Raw genomic sequence first — 24,673 nt, forward strand, 5'->3', positions numbered from 1 at the left:
ATAATTTTTAAAAAGCCAAGTCATAACCAACGTGAATTTTTTTAACTTACACACTAACCAATGATTATTTATTTTGAATAACTAGTTAGTATTTTTACATATTTAACGGGGAGTCATAACCTTCATGGTCACCGTTTATAGCTAAGCTGAATTAGCTATAAACATGATTATGGGAAAGTGTGAGCGCATATTAAGTCCTTTTAATATGTTAAAAATGATAATTAATTGCCGAGTACTTTGGCGGGATCAACGCGTGTTGCTTGCCATGCGGGGTATATAGTGGCGAGCACTGCCAATATAAAAGTCACAATAACGGTGATAACGATATCTTGCCAAAGCAATTTACTGGGTAAAAACTCAATAAAATAGACACCTTCTAGTGGGTTAGCACCTGCCAATTGGCTCAACCAAGTAAATAAACTACTTATATTCAAGGCTAAAAACACTCCAACAAAACCCCCTAAAACCACACCAACGAAGGCTTGAGTTAGCCCTTGCATAACAAAGGTTGCTAAAATAGTGCTGTCTTTTGCACCCATGGTTTTTAAAATTGCGATGTTTGCTTGTTTCTCACGCACTTCCATTACCAGCGAAGACACAATATTAAAACTGGCTACTGCGATAATTAAAAACACCACAATATACACAATGGTACGCACCATTTGAATATCTTGGTACAAACTGCCTTGGGTCCTAAACCAGCTGGAGATATACACATAATCAGGAATGGTTTGCCCCACTCTGAGCGCTATTTGATGTGCATAAAAAACATCATTAACCTGTAAACGTAAACCAGTTACTTGCTGCTGACTATAGCCAAGTAGCGATTGCGCTTTAGACAAATGAATAAGCGCTGCTGTGCTGTCTATTGGCCCTCCCATTTTTACAATGCCTGCTAGAGTCAGGGTGACCCGTTTGGGTGCTAAAATATCGCTGCCGGTTTGGTTCACTTGAGGAATTAATAAGGTAACTAAATCACCTTGCTGTAACTGCAATTGCTTAACAATTTGCGCCCCTAAAATAACGTCATCAAGATCTAATTGGCTGATCAGTTTACCTTGGGTATATTGATTAATTGATGAAACGTTTTTTTCAAGTTCAGGACTAACGCCACGTACTTCAACCGCTTTTAGGTCACTTTTATATTGCGCCATGCCATTTACACTAATAAAAGGGGCTGCACCTGTTACACCCGATTGTTTAGCTAGATTTTCAACCTTACTTGGCCATTGCTCAATCGGCCTATTTGGCGCAACATACTCTACTTGCGGTACCACACTTAACAAACGGTGGACGAGCTGCTGCTCAAATCCATTGATCACCGACAAAGCAACAATTAGCACAGCAACACCAAGCAAAATACCTATGGTCGATGCTTTAGCTATAAAGCTAACAAAACCATTTTGGCTTTCGTTTGAGCCAGAGTGTGCTCTAAACCGCTTACTTAAAAACGCACTAAGCAACATAATAGCTCTCTTTAATAGCGATTTTTCCTTCGTCTAAATAAGCTATTTTACCGAGCTTATCAGCTAACTCTAAGTCATGGGTTACCACCACAAAACTGGTATTTAAACTGGTATTAAGCTCTTTAATTAAGTCGTATATCTTTACTGCATTTTGTTTATCAAGATTACCTGTGGGTTCATCGGCAAGTACTAAGGCAGGTTGTGTGACCAACGCTCGTGCAATAGCAACTCGTTGTCTTTCTCCACCAGATAAGGCCGACGGTTTATGTAAACTACGATGAGAAAGTCCGACTTTGTCGAGCATTGCTAAGGCCTGAGTGTTTGCTTCTTTAGTATTCAACCCTTTGATAAGCAGCGGCATCGCGACATTTTCAACGGCATTAAATTCCATTAATAGATGGTGAAACTGATAAATAAAACCCAAATTTTCATTTCTAAATTTGGCTTGCTCTGTTCGAGACAAATCAGCAACACGTTGTCCTTTTATTTTAGCAACCCCATCACTTTGACTATCAAGTGTACCTAAAATATGCAGTAATGTGCTTTTACCCGAGCCTGAACTACCAACAATAGCGAGCATTTCACCTTGTTGAAGTGTTAGGTCAACCCCTTTTAAAACATCAACTTGGTTCTCACCATCTTGATAGGATTTACTTAATTTTTCACATTGAATAACCAAATCATTCATAACGCAATACCTCTGCGGGGCTAACTTTAGCGGCCTTTTTGGCCGGATATAAGGTCGCTAAAAAACTCATTGCGATGCTTCCCAGCGCAATCAAAACTAAACTTGTAACATCAAACTTGACCGGTAAGCGAATACCCGTTAATACATTCAAACCAACGGCCGACAGCACTTCGTTAATATTGGCACTCAGTAATAGCCCAAGCGCTGCACCAATGCTGGTGCCAATCACACCGTTGTATAAACCTTGAATCATAAATACATGTTGTACTTGATTAGGAGTCAGACCGAGTGTTTGTAAAATAGCCACTTCACTTTGTTTTTCGCTGACCATCATGGTCAACGCTGAGACAATATTGAACACAGCAACTAGCACAATTAAAGCGAGTAAAATCGACATAATTCGTTTTTCCATCGCAACAGCTGCAAATAATGTTCCTTGTGATTGGCGCCAATCAGTAACATCAAAATCAGTGAATAAGTTTGTACTTGCTGAAAAATCGTCCACTAAAAAGGGATCGTGTAATGAAATACTTAAATTAGGTGCTACAGTACTTGATTGCTTTAGCACTCGTTGTAATGACTCGCCACTGGTGAAAGCCAAGCCCATATCGATTTCTGAACCCGTTTCGTAGATTGCCGTAACGGTAAATAACCGCTGGCTAGGCACGCGACCTAGAGGCGTATAGGTTGACGCTCCCGGCATAATCACACGTACTTTATCGCCTAAACCAATCCCCAGTTTGCGAGTTAAATAACGGCTGACAGCAATGTTATAGCGTGAGGCAAGTACTTTGCTCCAATCACCTTGTACTATTTTATCGCTAATTTTATAAAGTGAGGCGTTATCATCATATAAACCTTGTAATAATACCCCATGTAAATCTTTGTTTGTTTGCAATATTGCCTCACCATGGCGGTAAAGGCTGGCGTGTTTTACATAAGCTGACGAAACAACATTATGTTGTAACGTTTGCATTTGTTGTTGAGTTTTATTCGTTGATGCAATTTCAACATGGGGGATCAAACCGAGCATATTCGATTTTAAATTATCCTCAAACCCATTCATTACTGAGCTGACGGTATAAAGCGCCATCAAGCCAATGGCAATTCCTGCAATGGAAAAAAAAGAGATAAACGAAATAAACGCATTCCCTTTAGAGGAGCGACTATATCTGAGTCCAATGAAAAGACTAACTGGTTGAAACATAATTAATTATGGTCACATTTGAGGCCAAATAAAATGCAATACTAGCATGGTTTTGTATTAAATTGGTATTAGGCTAACTGTAAAAAATAATTATAAATCTGATACTTGAACCTACCATTAATACTGACACTGCAATATAGGCTAATTTAGAGTTGCAACTAAATGATCCAACAAGGCTTTTACATTGGTTGCAACAAACTGCCGAGGTGGATACACCCCCCAAACCCCTTCCGGCTTGGGTTGATTATTGGTTAAAATTGGCACTAGGTTACCCGCGGTTAAATCATCTTCAATGTAGTAATTGGGTAACTGAACAATCCCCAATCCCTTTTTAGCAGCATCTGCTAACGCCCAACCACTATTGCACTGTAAGCGCCCTGCTATTTTAATATGTTTATCTAGCCCTTGTTCGCACACCCGCCAATAACTACTGTTACCTATTAAACATTGATGTTTGTGCAATTCAGCCAACGTGTGAGGCTCTCCAAACCGAGTTAAATAATCGGGTGAGCAGCAAATAACAAAACGCCGTGCACTCAAGCGTCGCGCTTTCAGGCTTGAGTCTTTTAAATGTCCTAATCGAATGGCTAAATCAAAGCCACCTTCTAACAAATTTTCTTGCTGATTACTCAGCGCCATTACCACTTCTACATCGGGGTGTTGTTTCATAAAGCTATGCACCGCAGGCATAACAAATGTTTCACCGTACATTACAGGGGCAGTGAGTTTAATTTTACCTTTTGGGGTATTTTGCTGTTGTGCAAGTAACGCCGTTGCATCGTCCATAGCATGTTGTAAGTGCTTTATTTGGTGTAAAAAGGTTTCACCTTCTTTAGTCAGTACAACTTTACGGGTAGTGCGTGTTAATAACTGCGTGTTTAATCGTTGCTCAAGTCCTGTCACTTGGCGGCTTATATGAGCAACCGATACATTTAGACTCGCAGCTGCGCGAGTAAAGCTGCCCTCTTCACCCACTGCAATAAATTCATCAATTCCTAACCAACGGCTCATTATTACCATACTGTAAAAGTGTTTTATTAAAATGAAGATTAACATTGTTTGAGAAACAAATAAAATAGCGCTATTGTTTTTATGTTTATAACGTCACTAACTAAATAAGCGAGTCACTATGTCAGAATTTATTAAATCAAAAGCTGCTATTGCCTGGGGTCCAAAACAACCACTGTCTATTGAAGAAGTAGATGTAATGATGCCTAAAAAAGGCGAAGTCATGGTTAAAATCACGGCTACTGGTGTATGTCATACCGATGCTTTTACCCTGTCAGGTGAAGACCCTGAAGGGATCTTCCCTGCTATTTTAGGTCATGAAGGTGCTGGTGTTGTGTATGCCGTAGGTGAAGGCGTAACAAGCGTTGCTGTTGGGGATCATGTAATTCCACTTTACACCGCTGAATGTGGTGTTTGTAAAATGTGTACTTCTGGTAAAACAAACCTGTGCTCAGCAGTACGTGAAACCCAAGGCAAAGGTTTAATGCCTGATGGTACAACACGTTTTTATAAAGATGGCCAACCAATTTATCATTATATGGGCACATCTACATTCTCAGAGTACACCGTATTGCCTGAGATCTCACTCGCTAAAGTAAACAAAGAAGCGCCACTTGAGGAAGTATGCTTATTAGGTTGTGGTGTTACTACGGGTATGGGCGCCGTAACTAAAACAGCTAAAGTTCAAGCTGGCGATACTGTGGCTATTTTTGGTTTAGGTGGTATTGGTTTGTCTGCCATCATCGGCGCGAAAATGGCAGGTGCAGGTCGTATTATTGGTGTTGACATTAATACCTCTAAGTTTGATTTAGCGACCAAACTTGGCGCGACTGATTTAATTAACCCAAAAGATTTCGATAAGCCGATTCAAGAAGTCATCGTTGAAATGACCGATGGTGGTGTTGATTTCTCATTTGAATGTATCGGTAACGTTGACGTGATGCGCTCTGCTCTTGAGTGTTGCCATAAAGGTTGGGGCGAATCTGTGATCATTGGTGTTGCAGGCGCAGGCCAAGAGATTTCGACTCGTCCATTCCAATTAGTAACCGGTCGTGTATGGCGTGGTAGTGCATTTGGTGGTGTTAAAGGTCGTTCTGAGTTACCTGAAATTGTAGAACGTTATATGGCTGGTGAGTTTGCTTTAAATGACTTCATCACTCATACCATGGAACTTGAAGGCATTAACGAAGCATTCGACCTAATGCACGAAGGTAAAAGTATTCGAACTGTCATTCATTACTAATATCTCTTAATGATGCAAGCCATGAATCTGTTTCATGGCTTTTTAGCGAGGACAACATGTTAGATAATTTAACCTCAGTGAAAGTAAGCGGTGGCTGGCATAAACAATACAGCCATAGCGCCAGTAGCACCCATTGTAAAATGCGCTTTGCCGTATTTTTACCACCCGGTGCAAGCCAAACAAATAAGGTTCCGGTGCTTTATTGGTTGTCAGGTTTAACCTGTACTGATGAAAACTTCATGCAAAAAGCAGGTGCCTTTAAAAAGGCAGCAGAGCTTGGTATTGCTATTGTAGCCCCAGATACCAGCCCTCGCGGTGAAAATGTACCTGACGAAGACAGCTATGACTTTGGCCAAGGTGCAGGTTTTTACGTTAATGCAACCCAAGCCCCTTACAACACTCATTACAATATGTACGATTATGTTGTTAACGAACTACCAGCTTTAATAGAACAACATTTTCCTGTGTCTGATAAAAAAGCGATTAGTGGTCATTCAATGGGTGGACATGGCGCGCTGATGATAGCACTGCGTAATCCTAACAGTTACACCAGTGCATCGGCATTTAGCCCTATTACTAACCCGATGGCCTGTCCATGGGGAGAAAAAGCGTTTAGTCATTATTTAGGGAATGATAAAACAACGTGGGCGCAATATGACACATGCCAGCTTATGCAACAAGCGCAAGCAAGTGATTTTGTTCCAATGCGTGTTGATCAAGGTGAAGCAGATAACTTTTTGGTTGAACAGCTTAAGACCGAAAACTTATTTCAACAAGTAAATGAAAAAGACTACCCTGCACAAATTAATATGCATGCAGGTTATGACCACAGTTATTTTTTCATCAGTAGCTTTATAGACGAACACCTATTATTTCATCAACAGTATCTGCTTGATTAGATTCTGTATCTGTGAGGTTGTGTGTTTTCACTTCCTCACAAATTTTCACTGATTTTGATACTCTTGTACACACAATGTCAGGTTCAACACCTTGCTGTACCAAATAATGAGTTTGAGCATTTTATTTTCCCTGTGATCAAAGCCTAGTTAACCTGAATAAGTACTTCGTTAGTAGCTATCAATTATAGGTGTAGACATTAATAAAGTATTAGTTAAAGTTTGTAATTAACTGTATGAAAACTTCGCTGAGTCTGTAAAATTTTCCCATTAAACTCGCCAACACAAAATAACAAATTGTTTTATATGAATTTATTATTGGATTGCTATTTGCTTAATAAATCTAATGGTAAATTTTTGGAACTAGCAAAAATGGAATTAGACTTACAGTGGAACGAAATTGTTAAGAATTTAGTGCAATTAGGCATTGCTTACTTACTTTCATTGCCAATGGCATTTGATCGTGAGCGATCAAATCATGGTGCTGGTTTACGCACCTTCCCTTTAGTTGCGGTTGCTTCTTGTGGCTATGCACTGGTTGGCATGTCGGTACTGACATCGTCAGAAGCTGAATCAAAGGTACTTGAGGGCATAATTACCGGTATTGGTTTTATTGGTGGCGGCGCTATTTTAAAAAATAAAAACTCGACCTATGGCACGGCCACCGCAGCAAGCATCTGGAATATGGGTTTAATTGGCATTGCAGTCGCATTTAGCCGATACGAAATTGCATTATTGATGGCTATTATTAACTTTGTGACACTTAGATATGTGAAGCGAATTAAACCATCAGTAAAATAACAAGAACAGCCAAACTGCCGTTCTTGTTTATTATAATGAATTACTGCGCCGCCTCTGCTTGGCTGGCCATAAATTCGTTAAATGTACCGTGGAAATTAACCACTTTTTTGTCACGAATATCAATAATACGTGTAGCCAGTGATGAAACAAATTCGCGGTCATGACTTACAAAAATCAATGTGCCTTCAAAATCTTTTAATGCATTATTAAGTGCTTCAATGGCTTCCATATCCATGTGGTTGGTGGGCTCATCCATAACCAATACGTTTACATCCTGCATCATCAGTTTACCAAACAATAATCGGTTTTTTTCACCACCTGAGCAATTTTTGGCTTTCTTATTGGCATCATCCGCTGTGAATAACAAACGACCCAACATACCGCGCACCATTAAGTCGTTATGTTTAGCTGTACGCCATTGTGACATCCAATCGAACAGTGTTAAGTCGTTGTCAAAGTCTTTACTGCTATCTTGCGGGCAATAGCCAATAGATGCATTTTCTGACCATTTAATAACGCCGTGGTTTGGCTCAAGTTCATTCACTAAACAGCGAATAAAAGTTGATTTACCCACACCGTTCTCACCAATAATAGCTAATTTTGAGCCAGCTTCTAAAATAAGCTCGCCACCTTCAAACAATACTTCGCCATCAAAACCATGACCAAACTGTTCCAGGATCAATGCTTGGCGATGCATTTTTTTGCCTTCATCAAAGTACAAAGAAGGTGCCATACGACTTGATGATTTAACCTCATCAAGGCTAATTTTATCCATTTTCTTAGCGCGAGAGCTTGCCTGTTTTGCCTTTGATGCATTTGCCCCAAAGCGATTTACGAAATCTTGTAGCTCATCGATTTCAGATTGTTTCTTGGCGTTTCCTGCTAGCAGCTGCTCACGAATGAGCGTTGAGGCTTCAATGTATTTTTCGTAATTCCCTGGATAGATACGTAATTCGCCGTAGTCTATATCTGCCATGTGGGTACACACAGCATTTAAGAAGTAACGGTCATGGGAAATGATGATCATGGTGCATTTACGCTGGTTAAGCTCATGCTCTAACCAGTTGATTGTATGTATGTCCAAGTTATTGGTCGGCTCATCCAGTAATAAAATGTCTGGATTAGCAAACAATGCTTGCGCAAGTAACACACGTAACTTCCAACCTGGAGCTACTTGTGACATTAAACCAAAATGAAACTCTTCTTCTATACCTGCTTTTAATAAAATATCGCCAGCACGGCTTTCAGCACTATAGCCATCCATTTCGGCAAAAATGCTTTCAAGTTCAGCCACTTTCATGCCTTCTTCTTCACTCATTTCAGGTAAAGAATAAATACGGTCACGCTCTTGCTTTACTTTCCACAGTTCAACATCACCCATGATCACAGCATCTACCACTGAGTATTGCTCAAAAGCAAATTGATCTTGACTTAGGTTACCTACTTTCAAACCCGGTGTAATTGACACATTTCCAGAAGTCGGGGTAAGTGCGCCACTCAAAATTTTCATAAATGTAGATTTACCGCAACCGTTAGCCCCTATTAGACCATAACGATTTCCGTTACCAAATTTAGCGGATATATTTTCAAATAACGGTTCGGCACCAAACTGCATGGTGATATTAGCGGTTGAGATCAAGATGAATTCCTAAGCAAAATGAGCAAGTAAACTCATCGTCAAAAATGAAGAGTTAATACAGGCAATAACACAATATAAAGAGGCCGCGAATTATACAGCCCACACACCATACAGTCGAGCTTTGTAAACAAGCTTAGTCAATATACTGAGGTTTAGTCGGGTTTTGGTAATAATCAAACAGCATACGGATATCTTCCTTTAGCACTCTTCCTGTTGAAAGTTCAGGTAAATTGTCTAAAGCAAAAAAGCCTATGTCAGAGATTTCAATACTTATTTTAGCCTCACCACCAATGAAATCACATAAAAAGAATAGCTTATAAATATGCTGTACGGATACAGGCTGATAAGGGTGTAAAGCGCGGTCTTTTAATGCAATCAACCGTGGGTTCCTTACCTGATAACCAGATTCTTCGAGTACCTCGCGTATAACACCTTCACATGGTGCTTCATTAACATCAGCCCAGCCACCCGGTAAAGACCAACAATCGTCCGTGCGCTCTTTAACTAATAATATTTTATTATCTTTAATAACGCCTGCACGTAAATCAACTTTTGGTGTTGGGTAGCCTTGTTCAGCAATAAATAAATTAGCCACTTTTACAACTGGTTGCTCAGAAAGACTGGCTATCATTTTATAGCTTAATTGTTGTAATTGCTCGTAACGCTCCATGTCGTAATCGTCTTTAGTATACGCCTTCCCTGTTTGGCTAATTGCTTGAATTTGCTTAGCCCATGCAAGCCAATTTTGCATTTTTATGCTCCTTACTATTTTTATTTATTATACCGTAAACGAAAAAAGCGAAGGCACTGCCTTCACTTTTTAAATAACTGACCGTTTAAGCAAGTTTATCAGAAGCTACTTTATATTTAGGATCCTCAATAACATTCACTTCAACCAGATCACGTGCTTTATGCAGTAACTTGGTACAGTCTTGACTTAAATGACGTAGATGAAGTTGTTTTCCGGCTTTGGTGTATTTATCAGCAAGAGTATCAATTGCTTCTATCGCACTGTGATCAGCAACACGACTGTATTTAAATTCGATGATGACATCTTTAGGGTCGTTTCTAACATCAAATAATTCAGAAAAACTTTTTACTGAGCCAAAAAATAATGGACCATGTAATTCGTATACTTTAGCACCATCTTGATCGATATAGTTAGTCGTATAGATATGCTTAGCATGTTGCCATGCAAAGACTAATGCAGATACGATAACACCCACACATACTGCAATTGCTAAGTCAGTCACAACGGTCACGCCTGATACTAATACAATAACAAAGGCATCAGATTTTGGAACGCGCTTCATCATTTTAAAGCTAGCCCACTCAAACGTGCCAAGTACCACCATAAACATAACACCAACAAGCGCTGCTAGTGGGATCATTTCAATTAAGCCTGCGGCGAAAATGATAAAGCCCAGTAACATTAATGCAGCAGTGATCCCCGATAGACGAGAACGGCCGCCTGAATTAATATTGATCATAGATTGTCCAATCATGGCACAACCCCCCATTGCACCAAAGAAACCACACGTTACGTTTGCAGCACCTTGACCAATACATTCTTTATTACTTTGACCACGAGTCTCGGTTATTTCATCAATTAAACTTAACGTTAGTAGTGATTCAATCAAGCCTATTGCCGCTAAAATTGATGCATAAGGGAAGATAATCTTAAAAGTTTCAAAAGTGAAAGGCACCATAGGAACGTGAAACTCTGGTAAGCCACCAGCAATGGTTGCTGCGCTGTCACCTGTCATATCTTTTAAGAAATCGAGCACGGTACGCGCTTCAAGGTCTAAACCAATTACAATAAGCGTTACAGTTACAATCGCGACTAAGGTTGATGGTACCGCTGTAGTCAACTTAGGCAAAAAATGAATAATAGCCATGGTGAGTGCGACAAGCCCCAGCATGATCATCATTGGCTCCCCTGTCATCCATTGCATAGTCCCATCGGTAGCTGGGGACTTAAACTGACCCAGTTGAGCTAAAAATATCACAATTGCTAGACCGTTCACAAAGCCAAGCATAACTGGGTGCGGCACCATTCGAATGAATTTACCTAATTTGAAAATACCGGCGAGTATTTGCAGTATCCCCATTAATAGCACAGTGGCAAATAGGTATTCTACTCCATGGTCTAATACTAAACTTACCATTACTACAGCGAGTGCGCCTGTAGCGCCAGAGATCATGCCAGGACGACCACCAAAAATAGCTGTAATTAAGCCAACTATAAATGCAGCATACAAACCAACTAATGGTTCTACGTTTGCAACAAATGCAAAAGCAACAGCTTCAGGCACGAGGGCAAGCGCCACCGTTAAACCTGATAAAATATCATTTTTAGCAGAGCTTGGCGCTTTGCTGAGTAAGTTAAACATTGAGTTCCTCGTGGATGTAGGGATCAAAAAAAGCCCTGAATTCTATCAAATTAAGCAAAAGTTAACAATTGGTTATTGTAAATGCACTATTGAGTATAGTGCATTTGAACTGGAATGATTTTTACTATTTGATTAAATAAATAACCAATAATTTTATAGAGGAAGTGAAGTGCTACGCTTTACACACGTCATGGTCACGTTTGAATGAACTTCTTGCACAAACTCAAGATTTAATAAGTTATCACGTACAAATTGCTCATATCCTTCTATGCCCTTAGAGATAATTCGTAACATAAAGTCCATAGTACCTGCCATGCTATAACACTCAGTGACTTCGTCGTAACTCAAAATAAGGCGTTCAAATTCAGCCAAATTAGTACGGCCATGGTTAGATAAACGCACATGGGCATAAACTAACATATCAAAGCCAAGCTTTTTCTCATCGAGTAAAGCAACTTTGCCTTTGATATAGCCATCTTGTTCTAGCTTGGCAATTCGACGCCAACAGGGTGACTGAGACAATCCTACTTTATCAGCAATGTCAGCGGTTGAAAGGCTTGCATCTTGCTGTAACAGTGCCAATATTTGGCGGTCAACTTGATTTAGAGACATTTTATTTCTTTATTATTTTACTAAATTGATTAAATTATACATCGCTTTATCGGCTACGTCTTGTGTTTTTATGCATTTTTTATGCGTAACTAGCCAAACTTACCACTTATAAATGGATTCGATATGCGTTCAACGGCAACTTTCGTATCAGGTCCATGCCCTGATAAAATTCGAGTATCATCAGGAAGTGTTAACACTTGCTCTTTGATAGAGTTCAACAATTGCGCGGCATCGCCTTTTGGAAAATCTGTACGCCCTACTGAACCTTTAAATATTACATCGCCAACCAACACAACTTGATGGGTAGCTTCGTAAAAAACAATGTGCCCAGGGGTATGACCTGGGCAATGTCGCACTATAAAACTTAAATCGCCAATTGTATAAGTATCACCTGCTTCTAACCAAACATCAGGATAAAAAGTGTCTATTGTTTTAAATCCAAACATCTGTGCTTGCATCGGCAGAGCATCAAACCAGAATAACTCATCTTTTTGAGGGCCGATTATTTTAATGTCAAAGTGTTCAGCTAACTGTTTTGCTGCACCAACATGATCAAGGTGCCCATGTGTTAATAAAATACTTTTAACTTCTACAGGTCGTTTTTCAAGCTCAGCGATAATTTTCTCTGCATCACCACCAGGGTCAACGACCACAGCTTGGCGAGTTCGCTTACAAATAATAATGCGGCAATTTTGTGAAAAAGCGGTTACTGGGAGCGTTATTATATCCATTATTTATTTCTTATCGTTCAATTTAGTGTCAAACGCCATAAGTACTGGGTATTTTAGATACGCTTGATCATAGAATGGCGTTTTTTGATAAAGCCAATTTAAACGCGCTTGCGCATCTTTTGCAAACTTTGCGTCTTCACGAATTTTTTTATCAAACTCTAATGCAAGTGCTGGCTTATCTTTAAGCATTTGTCTGGCATAAGGTGTTAATGCGTAATTTTCCATGTATTCAGTGCGTTGAAAAATAGTATTGAACTCACCCCAAGCAAAAAACGAATCGGGCGCTTCTGGGTGTAATAAGTGGGTAGCTAATTCGCCAAGCGGTTGCGCGGTTATTACTTTAGACCAACCAGTCACAACCTTTTCATTGAGTGGTTGGTAGTCAAATTCAGCCGTTACTCTAAAGCGTCCTTCAAATGGGGTTTTGTCGAATTCATGCTTAGTCACCGCAGCCACTTTCAAACTAGATATTGCCGTTGTTTCAGTAACCTGCTGTACTTCAATACCGTGAAGCTTAAGCTTTTTAACTATTTTAGGATAAGCGGGTGGAATGTAAAATGCTTTTGGAACAGTTACTGTTTGCTGTATATCTTTTTGCCAATAGATAGGCAATGCCGAATACTCCTGCTTTTCCCCTAAATATTTCACCTCCATTTGACCACTTAAAGCACTCTCACTACGGCTATATTTTATGCCTTTAAACGCAAGGGTGTCAGGGTCTTTGGCATAGCCTCGCTTTACAATAAGTTGGCTAGGTAAAAAAGCATGCTCTTTAGTGACGGCTTCAGCAAGGTGTTGATGATGCTCTGATAATGCCGTAATTGCACCATCTAAAAATACATAAGTTCCTAAAACCCGCTGTTTGTATGGTTTAAGTGAGTGATTCTCTACTAGGATACTCGGTAATGAACGCAAGTCCCCCCAACCATTTGAATAACGTGGCGTTGCTACCCAGCCAGCGAGGCCTTTTTTAAATTCACGTTTATCCATTACAAACACTAAAGGTCCTGGAATATGCCCTTGTTGTTCTAACTTAGCATCAATCACTGGTTTGAAGTACTGATCAAGTGCTTGCGACACACTAGGAGATTCGCTCGCAAAAACAGGGTTATAACCATATGTCACGTCATATTGATAATCTGCACCATCTGTAACATGAACATCAATATATAAATCCGGCTTATATTGATTTATCACCTTCAATACACCGCGAACACCTGGGGTGTCTAATTTAGTATAATCACGATTTAAGTTTAAGTTATTGGCGTTTGTTCTAAACCCCATTTCAACCGGACCACGCTGGTTTATACGATTAAACTGGTTGCGTCGCTCATGCCCATCAACATTTAATATAGGAATGAATAAAATATTAACCTTACTTAGAATATCACGGCGTTTTCCCGTTGCGATATCTCTAAGTAGCATGAAAGTTGCGTCTTTGCCGTCGATTTCTCCAGCATGAATACCTGCTTGAATAAAAATGGTCGGCTTTGCACTATGACTTATTTGGCTCGCTGAAAAATCACCATCTTCGCTGGCAATGAGCATTTTAATTGCTCGCCCTGCATTACTTGTGGCAATAGTCTGAACTTGAAATTGTGTAGGGTTAGCCGCAACTAATCGCTCAACAAAGGCCATTGTTTGGTTATAATCTGGAGAGTTCAACCCGTTACTCAGTTCGAAGTCGGTTGTTAAAGGACCTTTATCTTGCATTAACTCTAAGCTTTGGCCTTGCCAAGGTAAAAGTGGTGGCAAGTGATTATCCAAGGTAACGGTGGCACTTAACAATAATAAACTGGCGATCATAGGACTCTCTAACATTAGCCTTTGTAATTACATGAAATTATAACAAGGATAAATGAAGGGTCGCGTAAACTGCGGTGATTCAACAAAAAAATGCAGCCAATGACATAGCGCAAGATCAAGGCATGAAAAAAGGCGCTGTAAAAAGCGCCTTGCCACTCAAGAATGTGCTTAAAACATATCTTGATAAGGATTCGTTTGACTTAAAGTAATGGATTTTTCAAAACCAGGGATTTGCATATCTTGCTCTGAGATGACGATGTCATTTTCATCAATCATGCCATCACCAAAACGGTAAATAAGCTCATAATTACCTAAATCGGCTTGTTGCTGGTAGTCAGCTTTAGCAACTTTAACCACTTGATGCAATTGCTGATAATTATTAATCGCAACTTCACCATGGCGTTTTTGTAACATATGCATTGTCACTGATGGTGATAATACGGTTGCAGTAGCATTGTTACCACCAAAACCTTTAGAGTTAATAAATGCAATATCCATTTGCCCGCAGTTATAGTGCTCTGTGCGAATATCTAAACGTTCACTGTGCACGTCATCGGCTACTTTATCTATGGTTGTAATACCCGGCATAATATGATGTGTAAATACGCCAAGTGCCATTGCTAATTGATCGCCACTTGCAGGCGCAATTGTATGACCTACATATGCTTTAGGGGCCGCTACTTTCCAGTTATCAATGGCAAAGGTTTGTGCTAAGCGATGGTATATAAGTGATTCTGTAACGCGATTTTGCGGCGTGCTGGATCCATGCGCTAGAATAAAGCTTCGTTCTTGAACTGCTTCTTGACCTAAAATGCTCGTCGCTAATGCAACTGATTTAGCCATAGTTATATAATTTCCAGGGCCTGGTGCGGTAATTGATTTTTTAACACCATCTGCATTTACGTAAACATCTGGCACTGCGCCCATGATGTCAGCGCCTAACTCAAGAGCAAGCGCATCATCCATTAATATCGCTACTTGCGCACCCTCACCAATAGTAAAACCACAGTTTTCACCAAAAGGACGACTAGTTCGACGATGGTCAACCACATCGGTGTTATCTAATCGTTTTAACCCTTCTTCATTGGCTAATGCGCCCATATTACCAAAGCCTTCGATGATCTCAGGGGTAATTGCACATTCAGACGATGCAACAACCGCTACTCGCGTTCGCCCTGCTTGAATATCATTAACCGCAGCACGTAGGTTATATAAGAATGTTGCACAAGCACCCGATGTAGTAAACGTTGTGCCTACATTACCAGTAACATATGCATTGATAAAATCGGTTGACATGGTATTTAAACCCAATGCCAATTGCTTAGTACTTACACGTTCACCCTGTTGACGAGAACGAATTAAACCTCCAAATCCTTCATCGTTCACCTGTCCTGCAACAGAAGCTGAATAGGTACCAATTTGATCTGGTTGCACACTATTCATGATCTGTTGCCAATCAAGGCCAGTCGAGCGGATCGCATCTGTTGCCGCAAAAATAGTGGCTTGCAAACCACGAGGTTGATATCGGCTATTGTACATTACTGATGGATCAAACCCTGTTGGAAGCTGGCCTGCAGCTTTAATTGGATTATCACGTGTACTGGCATGTTTTATGTCAATGTCAGCCGCAATGGTCACTTTTACTTTTTTACCTTCTAGCTCCTCTACTTGCCAACTCGCAGGTATTGGTTGGGGTAAATCGCGCGCGCGAGTTTCAAAAACAATCTTTTCATCATTTGACACACTTAAGGTCATTTTTTGCTGCCAAGGCGTGGCATCAACATCAAAATGATTTTTTTCAATTTTACGGATCAAGGTGCCTGTAATAATCTGCTCACCATATAGTGCTTCTATACTAGCTTGCTCGACGGCTGCGCCATTTTGATCAACTAATTGGCCTTGCTCTAATTTTACAAGGTTCATTAATGTTGCTAAGCCTAAAAATGTTTCTTGTCGCGCTTTAGCATCTAAACTGTCTAACACGATACGACGATAACCTTGATGAAATGAAGTTCGGCCTGCGGCGTTGATTCCGCCCATACCGACAATAACGGGTAATGCTGTCATAATTTACCTTAGGAAAACGTGTTAATGAATATAACTGCAGTTTAGATGGATTCAACAAACAAAATTGTGCTTTAATAGCCAAATATCAGGCCTTAAATGCCAAGTTAAACTGGTCGGAGCAATTAAGTGGACAAACAAGAAGCCTATACACCATTAAAAATTAGTTTATTAGTCTATCAGCATTTATTGATAACCAGTTTAACTCTACCAATTGAAATGCTCAGAGCAGGTGAAGCATTTGCTAAAAGTCACTTAGATAAAAACCAGTTTCGCCCTTTAGAAATTTACCTCGTTGCACAGGAACAGCAGCCTATAAAAAATAGAACCGGTCTGGCTATCATTCCTGATTGCACGCCAAGCGATGCCCCAAAAAGTGACCTTATTATTGTGCCAGGTATATGGCGAAACCCTCGCCCTGTGGTCCGTGCTAACAACGCACTGGTCAATTGGCTTGAGCAAAGCTGGAAAAATAACAGTCAAATTATCGGGGTGGGCACAGGGAATTGCTTATTGGCACAAGCAAAACTATTAGACGGCCACCCCGCGACAACTCACTGGCATTACGCTGAACAATTTAAACGTGATTACCCTAAGGTACTACTGAAGCCTGACTTTTTCATTACTCAGTCTGAACGTTTATATAGTGTTGCAAGTTTGAATGCCCTTGCCGATGTAATTGTACACATTATTAGTCAATATTATGGACAACAAGCTGCGCAACATGTTGAGCGTAATTTTTCTCATGAAATTAGGAAGCCTTATGAAGATCAACGCTACCTTGAAGGTGCAGTTGATAAACACCCTGATGAACTGATTGCACAAATACAGTTTTGGCTCAAAAACAACTTAGCTGGGGAGCATACTTTAACTGAAGTCGCTGAATTATTTGGTCTAAGTTATCGTACCTTCACGCGTCGATTTCGCCATGCTACAAATCAAAGCCCTGTTGAATATTGGCAACAACTTCGGGTGCAATCAGCCAAAGAACTTTTAGCTTCATCTAATCTTTCAATCCAAGAGGTGGCATTAGAGGTTGGCTATAACGACCAAGGGCACTTAACACGTGTATTTAAAAAATATTTATCGCAAACCCCCACAGCTTATCGCACTATTGTTAGACGTAAACTATTTGGTTAATCAAAGTTACATAAGCACAATTAATCTTTTGGTTCTGCTGATTTAGTCTGACGATAATAGCGTTTTGAATAAATCTTTACTTGGCGATGTACTCCTTTACTTAAGCTTTTAAACTTAGCTTCGAGCACGTCTACACCATATAAAATACCGACCACTAAAACTGACAACTTAATAGCAGCACCGAGATGCTGTGTCGCGATCATCACCCCTATTGATGCCAGTACCCAAATGGTTGCAGCTGAAGTCACTCCAACAACAGCACCATCCTTTGCTAACATTACCCCCGCACCTAAAAAGCCAATACCAGTTATTATTTGCCCCACTACGCGAGAATGGTCAATCACATCACCATGGAGCATAAATGCAGATGCTAAAAACAAATAAGTACCCAGTATAATTAATACTGAAGTACGTATGCCCACAGGTTTTCCTCGCAACTGCCGCTCGGCTCCTATTAACGCACCACAAAAAGCCGCTGTGCCTATTGCACTCCACGAATATGGGCTTACATCTAACACTTCATTCAAAGTCACGTCATTATCCTTTAAAACTAAAAGCAATAGGCGTTTTCAGCCGGTTTGAACCAAACGTAGCCATCTTTGAAAAATCAGCTCGAGCAATAGGCACATGCTGGCAATCTATCGCTAACTGTTGGTCAATTTCATAAAATGGGTCATGCACATATAAACAGTGTTCATCTAAATGCGTTATACACACCCAATGGGGTGATTTCTTACCATCAAAACGATAAGTGCTGATCAGTATAAGAATAGCCATATCTGCTGCTAACCATTTACCGATATCTTCAAGCGTAAAATCTTGGTATTTCACATCAAGCTGTTGATTAATCGCTTCTATAACAAACTGATTATGTACAGTATGCATAATTGCTTTTTTCTTCTCACTCCTCACACCATCAATAAATAGACTCTCACGGGTATTGAGCAATACTTGGGCATTAAACCCACCCTTTTTTGCTGCCAAATAATGCATAAATAGAAACACCCATACAGCTAAGTGATGGTTGCAAACTCGCTCACTTAACAGGATGGGTGCTTTAGCATAAGCTACAGGTGATTTATAAATGCTTTTTGATTATTTGGCTAACGAATAATTTTTAGCGTCAGGATAAGTAAAATTTATCTACAGGATTTGTTCAATAAAAAGCAGTTGTGTTTTATCTGCAATGGTAAAACTAAGCTCATCCTCTTTTTGTTTATTCATTAACAAGGAGCCTAAAGGCGACTGCGGTGTTAACACATAAATAAGTTGTTCTTTAATAGTCACGCTAAGGCCACCTGATAGTGGCCCAATAAAATACCACTTAGTGTTTTCATCTTCATCACTCACACATACTAAAGACCCTATTGAAACTTTATTAGCTGATGGCTCTTTAAATACTTTTTCAAATTCAATGATACTCAAATGGCAGTCATTAACACGTTCGGCTTGCCCTTGTGCTAAATATGCAGCTTCAAGACCTAATGTATCGTATTTATTTTCAGCTATATTTTCTTCGTGAGTCGCGGCATCGTGAGCCGTTTTCGCTGCTGCTTGCGCTGTCGCCAATTGTGCTTCAAGCGCAAACCGTAAATGTTCAATAACGTGAGTTTTAATCATAGGATGTTATTTTAAATACCAGTAATGAAGAGTATAAAATGCTGTTAAAGTTTATCAACTTAAGATAAAAAAGCAGCTAAAAGCACGCATAATTGTGCTTTTAGCGATTAAGCCACGGGTTAGCTATTTAGTAATCCACGGGGTGACTTTTGTAAGGGAGGCTGAGACATCAAACGTTGTTTTATCGTCTTGCCAGTCATCAGTAACGCTCACGTGGCAAGTATTTTTTACACAATTAAAAGCTGCATCATCAATACTAACCGGATCTGCAAATGTGAGTACCACGCCTTTTTGCTCAGGGAGTAAAAAACTCATCAGTTTACTAACAAAAAACCCTGATAAATCAGAGAGTAATTCATCAAATTCATCATTCAATTTATAAAGTTGCTGCTTATTTAAATCGCTATTAGTAAATTCACGCGCTTCAATTTGTAATTTTAGCTGACAGTCATGGTTATCATTTTGTGGTTCAATAACAATCACAGCTTTGTCGGTATCAAGCTGCTTGTCATAAGGCAATAGCAACTGTGCTTGTTCTGTATAGTTAAGCGGATACTCTTGGCGTTCTGTTATGATGCGACCTGTTTTAATTAAGCACGCATCGTTTGAAGCTATATCTGTAATATAAAAATTTACTTGAGCAAACTGAAAATCACCTTTATTAACCACTTTTAAACGATCATAAAAACCATCATACGATACAACAAATTCTTTTGCCTGAAGCGTTGCACTAACAAAAACGCTGCACAACAAACCCACAAGTAAAGTAACGTTACACTTATTCATCAAAATAGGCCTTATTATGATTAATCATTTGGTTTAGCTCTTCTATATAGGCTTCACCGCGCTCTGAATACGACATTAAACCATAGCTGAGTTTAGTGGCGGTAACTGGCTTTTGTTGACGGCGTAAATCAGCACGAATTGAACGTAGCTCTTTGTACGCTGCATGGGTGTTAATATTTTTAAAATAAGAAGCAACTGCGTCACGAACAGAATTAAATGCGGCCACTTCATGCGCTGCACCAGAATTACGACGATTGGGGATCATGCCACAGCCCTGGTTATAACACCATTGACCAAAAAAGTTCAAGCCTATACGGGCAAAACGTGATGTTCCCCAAGCCGACTCGTTTGCCGCTTGCATTAAGGCAAGCTCTTTCGGAATAATATCCACACGCCGTAGTGCTTGGTTTAGCGATAAATTATTTATTATATTAGGTAACTTATAACTATTTAGAATATTTTTTACTTGCTTCGTTTGTTTCGCATTCAAGGGCTCGTCATATTGAAGCATCATTAATGCGATTTCTAACGTAGCACGCTGTTGACGAATTTGTTTATTCTCAGCCTCGACGTGCGGGCGAATAAAATCAAAAAACGCGCGTTTTTTTTCTTTTACATCAGTAAAGCTATTAAAGTCAGGTAGCTTTACACTGTGCAGTGGCTTTTCTTTTTCCTTGACGATTAATTGTTCAGTGCTTTCTTGCTCTTCGGGCTGAGTCGTTGTTTTAATAAATGGATAAACCAACGCCCAAATAAAAAATAGACTACCGAGTAATTTAACTAAGTACTTTAGCATGTATTCTCTCTAAAAAACTGATATCGATGCATGGCCATATTCACATGCATGTAGCCGCGTATTATACTTAATAACCGCAAATTTAGAAACATCAGCCCCTTAATATAGAAACTTTCATCAACTGAATGATTTATAATCTACTAAAATCCGTTACAATATTTATATCAACTTGTTAGAAGTCAGCGGAAAACCAATTCATGGAATTAGATTGGCAAAGTAGGATCATAGAACAGCAGAAATCTCGACCCAATGATAATCGCTCTGCTTGGCAAGTAGACCGTTCACGGATAATACACGCAGCTGCGTTTAGGCGACTTCAGGCGAAAACCCAAATTATGGGTATCGGGCTTAATGACTTTCATCGTACCCGTTTAACCCATTCACTGGAAGTATCGCAAATTGGTAGCGGACTACTACGTCATTTAGAAAAACAACACCCTGATTTTAATCATTTTCCAGATCAAAGTTTATTAGAAACCTTATGCTTAGCGCATGATATAGGCCATCCCGCGTTTGGTCATGGGGGTGAAATAGCATTAAATTATATGATGCGAGATCATGGTGGCTTTGAAGGTAATGCGCAAACCCTGCGAATAGTGTCTCGATTAGAGCCCTATAGTGATGGCCATGGTATGAACTTGACTCGCAGGACATTATTAGGCTTTATAAAATATCCAGCTTTTATTGACGACCTATGGCATACAATTCCTGAACATGATTCTAGCAGAGCCTTTATAAAAGCAGATGATTGGCGACCAGCTAAAGGCTTGTACACTGATGATAAAACCACTTTTGAATGGATCATCGCCCCTTTATCAGACGCTGATAAAAACAATTTTAGTCAAGCAAAGCCTATTGACGAATACAGATCAAAGACACTGTTTAAGTCTCTTGATGCTGCAATTATGGAGCTAGCTGATGACATTGCTTACGCCGTTCATGATTTAGAAGACGCAATTGCCACTGAGCAAATAACTTTAAAAGAATGGCAGAACCATGCAATACCAGTATTACAAAGCGTTGACTGTGATTGGCTTGAAACAAGCAATATAACAGCGCGTCTTTTTTTAGGTAGTGAAGCTCAGCGCAAAGATGTAATTGGTGAATTAGTTAATTTGTTTATAACTCAATCTTCAATAACAAGCACCGATATTGTATTTGAGAATCCTATATTGAATTTTACCGTTGTATTACCAGAGTCTTACCAACACTTGCTCGAAGCACTAAAGTCATTTATCTACCATCGCCTAATTAGGGCTTCGCACATGCAGCAAATTGAATTTAAGGGTCAAAAATTGATTATTGAGCTTTTTGAAGCCTTTACCTGCGATCCACTGCGCTTATTACCCGAGACAACAGCAAACCTTTATCGTCACGCGCAGCAACAAAACGGGAATACTCATCGCGTAATTTGTGACTATTTAAGTGGCATGACCGATGAATACGCATTTAAAACACACCAGCGGCTGTTTTCAAGTAATAACTAACGATTAAAGTAAGAAGTAAGAAGTAAGAATAGTTAAACGCCGAAACCATAGTTTCGGCGTTATGTATTAAGGTAAAAGTGTTTTTACAGTGACTTTATGCCCATGTTATGCAATGTAAAACCATAGATATCTGCATACTGATCAATTATTTTACTCGTTGGTGTACCCGCACCATGGCCCGCATTAGTCTCTATGCGGATCAGATAAGGATTAACTCCAGCCCCTTTTGTTTGTAGTTCAGCGGCAAATTTATATGAGTGTGCAGGAACGACGCGGTCATCATGATCCCCTGTCGTAATTAATGTTGCTGGATATTCAACCCCTTGCTTAACATTGTGTACCGGTGAGTACGCTTTTAAATAATCAAACATTTCTTTGCTTTGCTCGCTGGTGCCATAGTCATATGCCCAACCCGCTCCAGCGGTAAATGTATGATAACGAAGCATATCTAAAACACCCACAGCAGGTAGCGCAACTTTAAATAGCTCTGGTCGCTGGGTCATTACGGCGCCAACTAGTAAACCACCATTTGAACCACCACGTACAGCTAGGTAGTCACTTGATGTGTACTTTTTCTCGTTTAGGTACTCTGCTGCTGCGATAAAATCGTCAAATACATTTTGTTTTTTCAACTGTGTACCGGCATCGTGCCAGGCTTTACCGTATTCACCACCGCCCCGTATATTTGCCACCGCATAAACGCCACCTTGTTCAAGCCATGCAGCAATCGTTGAGCTAAAACCTGGTGTCATACTTGCGTTAAAGCCACCATAGCCATATAAAATAGTTGGATTTTTACCATCAAGCTTAGTGTCTTTTTTGTATGAGATAATCATGGGTACCTTAGTACCATCTTTAGATGAATAAAAAACCTGTTCAGATGTATATTGCTCTGAATCAAATTGCGCCCCGGATTTACGATAAACGTCAGATTTACCCGTTTTCACATTAAATGCATAGGTATTACCTGGCGTTGTGTAGTTAGCAAACGAGTAATAGAGTGTGTCGCTTTGTTTTTTACCGCTAAAACCACGGGCAGTTCCCACCCCTGGAAGACTAATTTCACGAACTAACTCACCTGATTTATCAAATTGCTGAACTTTTGAGATTGCATCAACCATGTACTTTGCAAAAAAGTAATCGCCACCTTTAGACATACTTAATACATTATCTGTTTCTGCAATTAAGTCTTGCCAATGATCAGGAGTCGGGTTTGAAGCATCAACAGTTACCACTTTTTTGTTAGGCGCATTAAGGTTGGTCACTAAAAATAGCTTACTGTCGTCGTTATCAAGTAGGTAAGTGTCTGATTCTGTGTGCTCTAAAATTGTCGTCAATTGACTATCAGGCTTTGATAAATCTTTAATGAAAAGCTTATTGCCTGATGTAGATACACTGGCTGAGATCAGTAAATAACGGTTATCACGGGTAACTGACGCACCAACATAACGGTGCTTTTCACCATCAGTGCCTCCATAAACTAATTCATCAGAGCTTTGTGCTGTGCCTAATTTATGAAAATATACTTTATGCTGATCTGTTTTAGCTGATAACTCGCTGCCTTTAGGTTTATCGTAACTTGAATAATAAAAACCTTCATTAGCTAACCACGAAATACCGCTAAACTTAACGTCTACTAAATTTTCTTCAACAGGCTGCTTCGTTTCTGTATTTATAATAATAATTTTTCGCCAGTCACTGCCACCTTCGGAGATTTGGTACGCAGCCAGTGAACCATCTTCGGAAAATGTAAGGCCAGACATAGACGTTGTGCCATCATCACTGAACGTATTCGGATCTAAAAATACTTCTGCTTCACCATCTCCCAGTTTACGAAATAACACGTATTGATTTTGTAGCCCATCATTTTTATAAAAATAAGTGTATTTACCTTCAGTAAAGGGAGCAGTCACTTTTTCATAGTTCATCAACTTTTCAAGGCTGGCTTTTAATGTGTCACGATAAGGAATAGTGTCTAGGTAGGAAAACGTCGTATTATTTTGAGTCTCAACCCACTGAGCTGTTTCATCACTCATATCATCTTCTAACCAACGATAAGGGTCGGCTACTTTTTCATCAAAATAGATATCAACAACAGCTCCTTTTTTAGTTTCAGGGTAGGTTAACTGCTGTGTAGTTTCGTTTTTAGTTATTACTTCTTTTTCACTTTTATTAACTGGCATATCCGAACAAGCACTTAGTGCTGCTATAACGGCGCAGGCTAAAACTTTTTTTAACATTATATTTTCTTTCTCGCTAATTAGTTACCTTATAACATATTTTTTTACGG

General features: G+C 39.6%; 21 protein-coding genes and 1 pseudogene. 5 read left to right on the top strand and 17 right to left on the bottom strand.

The features are described from left to right. Window positions 1-221 precede the first annotated feature (221 nt). From B5G52_RS16905 to B5G52_RS16920, 4 genes are all read right to left on the bottom strand, one after another. Window positions 222-1,466, bottom strand: a complete 1,245-nt coding sequence (locus B5G52_RS16905; RefSeq protein ID WP_087533822.1) for a lipoprotein-releasing ABC transporter permease subunit — start codon at window positions 1,464-1,466, stop codon at window positions 222-224. Then, window positions 1,456-2,154, bottom strand: a complete 699-nt coding sequence (lolD, locus tag B5G52_RS16910) for a lipoprotein-releasing ABC transporter ATP-binding protein LolD (RefSeq protein WP_087533823.1) — start codon at window positions 2,152-2,154, stop codon at window positions 1,456-1,458. Before lolD ends, B5G52_RS16905 begins: the two co-directional genes overlap by 11 nt. Further along, window positions 2,147-3,361 (bottom strand): lipoprotein-releasing ABC transporter permease subunit, encoded by a 1,215-nt coding sequence (locus B5G52_RS16915; protein ID WP_087533824.1) that lies wholly within the window; start codon window positions 3,359-3,361, stop codon window positions 2,147-2,149. Before B5G52_RS16915 ends, lolD begins: the two co-directional genes overlap by 8 nt. 141 nt (window positions 3,362-3,502) lie before the next feature. After that, entirely contained in the window at window positions 3,503-4,372 is an 870-nt protein-coding gene (locus B5G52_RS16920) for a LysR family transcriptional regulator (RefSeq protein WP_176372572.1), read from the bottom strand. Window positions 4,373-4,490: 118 nt separating this feature from the next. On the opposite strand from B5G52_RS16920, the gene B5G52_RS16925 reads away from it, so the two are divergent. From B5G52_RS16925 to B5G52_RS16935, 3 genes are all read left to right on the top strand, one after another. Next, a complete protein-coding gene (locus B5G52_RS16925) occupies window positions 4,491-5,612 on the top strand; it encodes an S-(hydroxymethyl)glutathione dehydrogenase/class III alcohol dehydrogenase (protein ID WP_087533826.1) in 1,122 nt (373 codons plus the stop codon). A gap of 56 nt (window positions 5,613-5,668) precedes the next feature. Next, a complete protein-coding gene (gene fghA, locus B5G52_RS16930) occupies window positions 5,669-6,511 on the top strand; it encodes an S-formylglutathione hydrolase (protein WP_087533827.1) in 843 nt (280 codons plus the stop codon). 369 nt (window positions 6,512-6,880) lie between these two features. Further along, window positions 6,881-7,309, top strand: a complete 429-nt coding sequence (locus B5G52_RS16935) for an MgtC/SapB family protein (RefSeq protein ID WP_087533865.1) — start codon at window positions 6,881-6,883, stop codon at window positions 7,307-7,309. Window positions 7,310-7,349: 40 nt separating this feature from the next. Here the strand turns inward: B5G52_RS16935 and B5G52_RS16940 are convergent, their stop codons facing one another. The 7 genes from B5G52_RS16940 to B5G52_RS16970 all read right to left on the bottom strand — a co-directional run bounded on the left by B5G52_RS16940 (window position 7,350) and on the right by B5G52_RS16970 (window position 16,557). Next, the gene (locus tag B5G52_RS16940) at window positions 7,350-8,948 is read right to left on the bottom strand and encodes an ABC-F family ATPase (protein ID WP_087533828.1); all 1,599 of its coding nucleotides are present in this window, start codon (window positions 8,946-8,948) and stop codon (window positions 7,350-7,352) included. Between the two features lie 133 nt (window positions 8,949-9,081). Continuing rightward, on the bottom strand, window positions 9,082-9,699 hold the full coding sequence (locus tag B5G52_RS16945; protein ID WP_087533829.1) for an NUDIX hydrolase: 618 nt from the start codon (window positions 9,697-9,699) through the stop codon (window positions 9,082-9,084). Window positions 9,700-9,784: 85 nt separating this feature from the next. Beyond that, on the bottom strand, window positions 9,785-11,341 hold the full coding sequence (locus tag B5G52_RS16950) for a SulP family inorganic anion transporter (protein ID WP_087533830.1): 1,557 nt from the start codon (window positions 11,339-11,341) through the stop codon (window positions 9,785-9,787). Between the two features lie 153 nt (window positions 11,342-11,494). Beyond that, on the bottom strand, window positions 11,495-11,953 hold the full coding sequence (locus B5G52_RS16955; RefSeq protein WP_058558840.1) for an Lrp/AsnC family transcriptional regulator: 459 nt from the start codon (window positions 11,951-11,953) through the stop codon (window positions 11,495-11,497). Window positions 11,954-12,042: 89 nt separating this feature from the next. Continuing rightward, entirely contained in the window at window positions 12,043-12,684 is a 642-nt protein-coding gene (locus tag B5G52_RS16960) for an MBL fold metallo-hydrolase (RefSeq protein WP_087533831.1), read from the bottom strand. A 3-nt stretch (window positions 12,685-12,687) separates the two neighbouring features. Continuing rightward, window positions 12,688-14,490, bottom strand: a complete 1,803-nt coding sequence (locus B5G52_RS16965) for a M14 family metallopeptidase (RefSeq protein WP_087533832.1) — start codon at window positions 14,488-14,490, stop codon at window positions 12,688-12,690. Between the two features lie 168 nt (window positions 14,491-14,658). Further along, window positions 14,659-16,557 (bottom strand): beta-ketoacyl synthase, encoded by a 1,899-nt coding sequence (locus B5G52_RS16970; RefSeq protein ID WP_087533833.1) that lies wholly within the window; start codon window positions 16,555-16,557, stop codon window positions 14,659-14,661. A 126-nt stretch (window positions 16,558-16,683) separates the two neighbouring features. Here B5G52_RS16970 and B5G52_RS16975 point away from each other — a divergent pair, with 126 nt between their 5' ends. After that, entirely contained in the window at window positions 16,684-17,694 is a 1,011-nt protein-coding gene (locus B5G52_RS16975) for a GlxA family transcriptional regulator (protein WP_087533834.1), read from the top strand. Between the two features lie 20 nt (window positions 17,695-17,714). On the opposite strand, the gene B5G52_RS16980 is transcribed toward B5G52_RS16975, so the two are convergent. The 5 genes and pseudogenes from B5G52_RS16980 to B5G52_RS17000 all read right to left on the bottom strand — a co-directional run bounded on the left by B5G52_RS16980 (window position 17,715) and on the right by B5G52_RS17000 (window position 20,896). Continuing rightward, on the bottom strand, window positions 17,715-18,227 hold the full coding sequence (locus B5G52_RS16980; protein ID WP_087533835.1) for an MgtC/SapB family protein: 513 nt from the start codon (window positions 18,225-18,227) through the stop codon (window positions 17,715-17,717). A gap of 4 nt (window positions 18,228-18,231) precedes the next feature. Continuing rightward, a pseudogene (locus tag B5G52_RS16985) lies at window positions 18,232-18,678 on the bottom strand (peptidase C39 family protein); the annotation flags it as partial. 159 nt (window positions 18,679-18,837) lie between these two features. Continuing rightward, window positions 18,838-19,314 carry a GreA/GreB family elongation factor gene (locus tag B5G52_RS16990; protein ID WP_087533837.1) on the bottom strand — a complete coding sequence of 159 codons (477 nt, stop codon included), beginning with the start codon at window positions 19,312-19,314 and terminating at the stop codon, window positions 18,838-18,840. A gap of 123 nt (window positions 19,315-19,437) precedes the next feature. Beyond that, a complete protein-coding gene (locus B5G52_RS16995) occupies window positions 19,438-20,100 on the bottom strand; it encodes a DUF2987 domain-containing protein (protein WP_087533838.1) in 663 nt (220 codons plus the stop codon). Next, window positions 20,093-20,896, bottom strand: coding sequence for a glucosaminidase domain-containing protein (locus B5G52_RS17000; protein WP_087533839.1), 804 nt, complete (start codon window positions 20,894-20,896; stop codon window positions 20,093-20,095). Before B5G52_RS17000 ends, B5G52_RS16995 begins: the two co-directional genes overlap by 8 nt. A 197-nt stretch (window positions 20,897-21,093) precedes the next feature. Here B5G52_RS17000 and B5G52_RS17005 point away from each other — a divergent pair, with 197 nt between their 5' ends. Next, window positions 21,094-22,383, top strand: a complete 1,290-nt coding sequence (locus B5G52_RS17005; protein ID WP_087533840.1) for an anti-phage deoxyguanosine triphosphatase — start codon at window positions 21,094-21,096, stop codon at window positions 22,381-22,383. An 83-nt stretch (window positions 22,384-22,466) separates the two neighbouring features. Here the strand turns inward: B5G52_RS17005 and B5G52_RS17010 are convergent, their stop codons facing one another. Continuing rightward, window positions 22,467-24,623, bottom strand: a complete 2,157-nt coding sequence (locus B5G52_RS17010; protein WP_087533841.1) for a prolyl oligopeptidase family protein — start codon at window positions 24,621-24,623, stop codon at window positions 22,467-22,469. Between the last annotated feature and the right edge of the window lie 50 nt (window positions 24,624-24,673).

It is taken from the genome of Pseudoalteromonas sp. A601 (genome assembly GCF_002165575.1).
GTDB lineage: Bacteria > Pseudomonadota > Gammaproteobacteria > Enterobacterales > Alteromonadaceae > Pseudoalteromonas.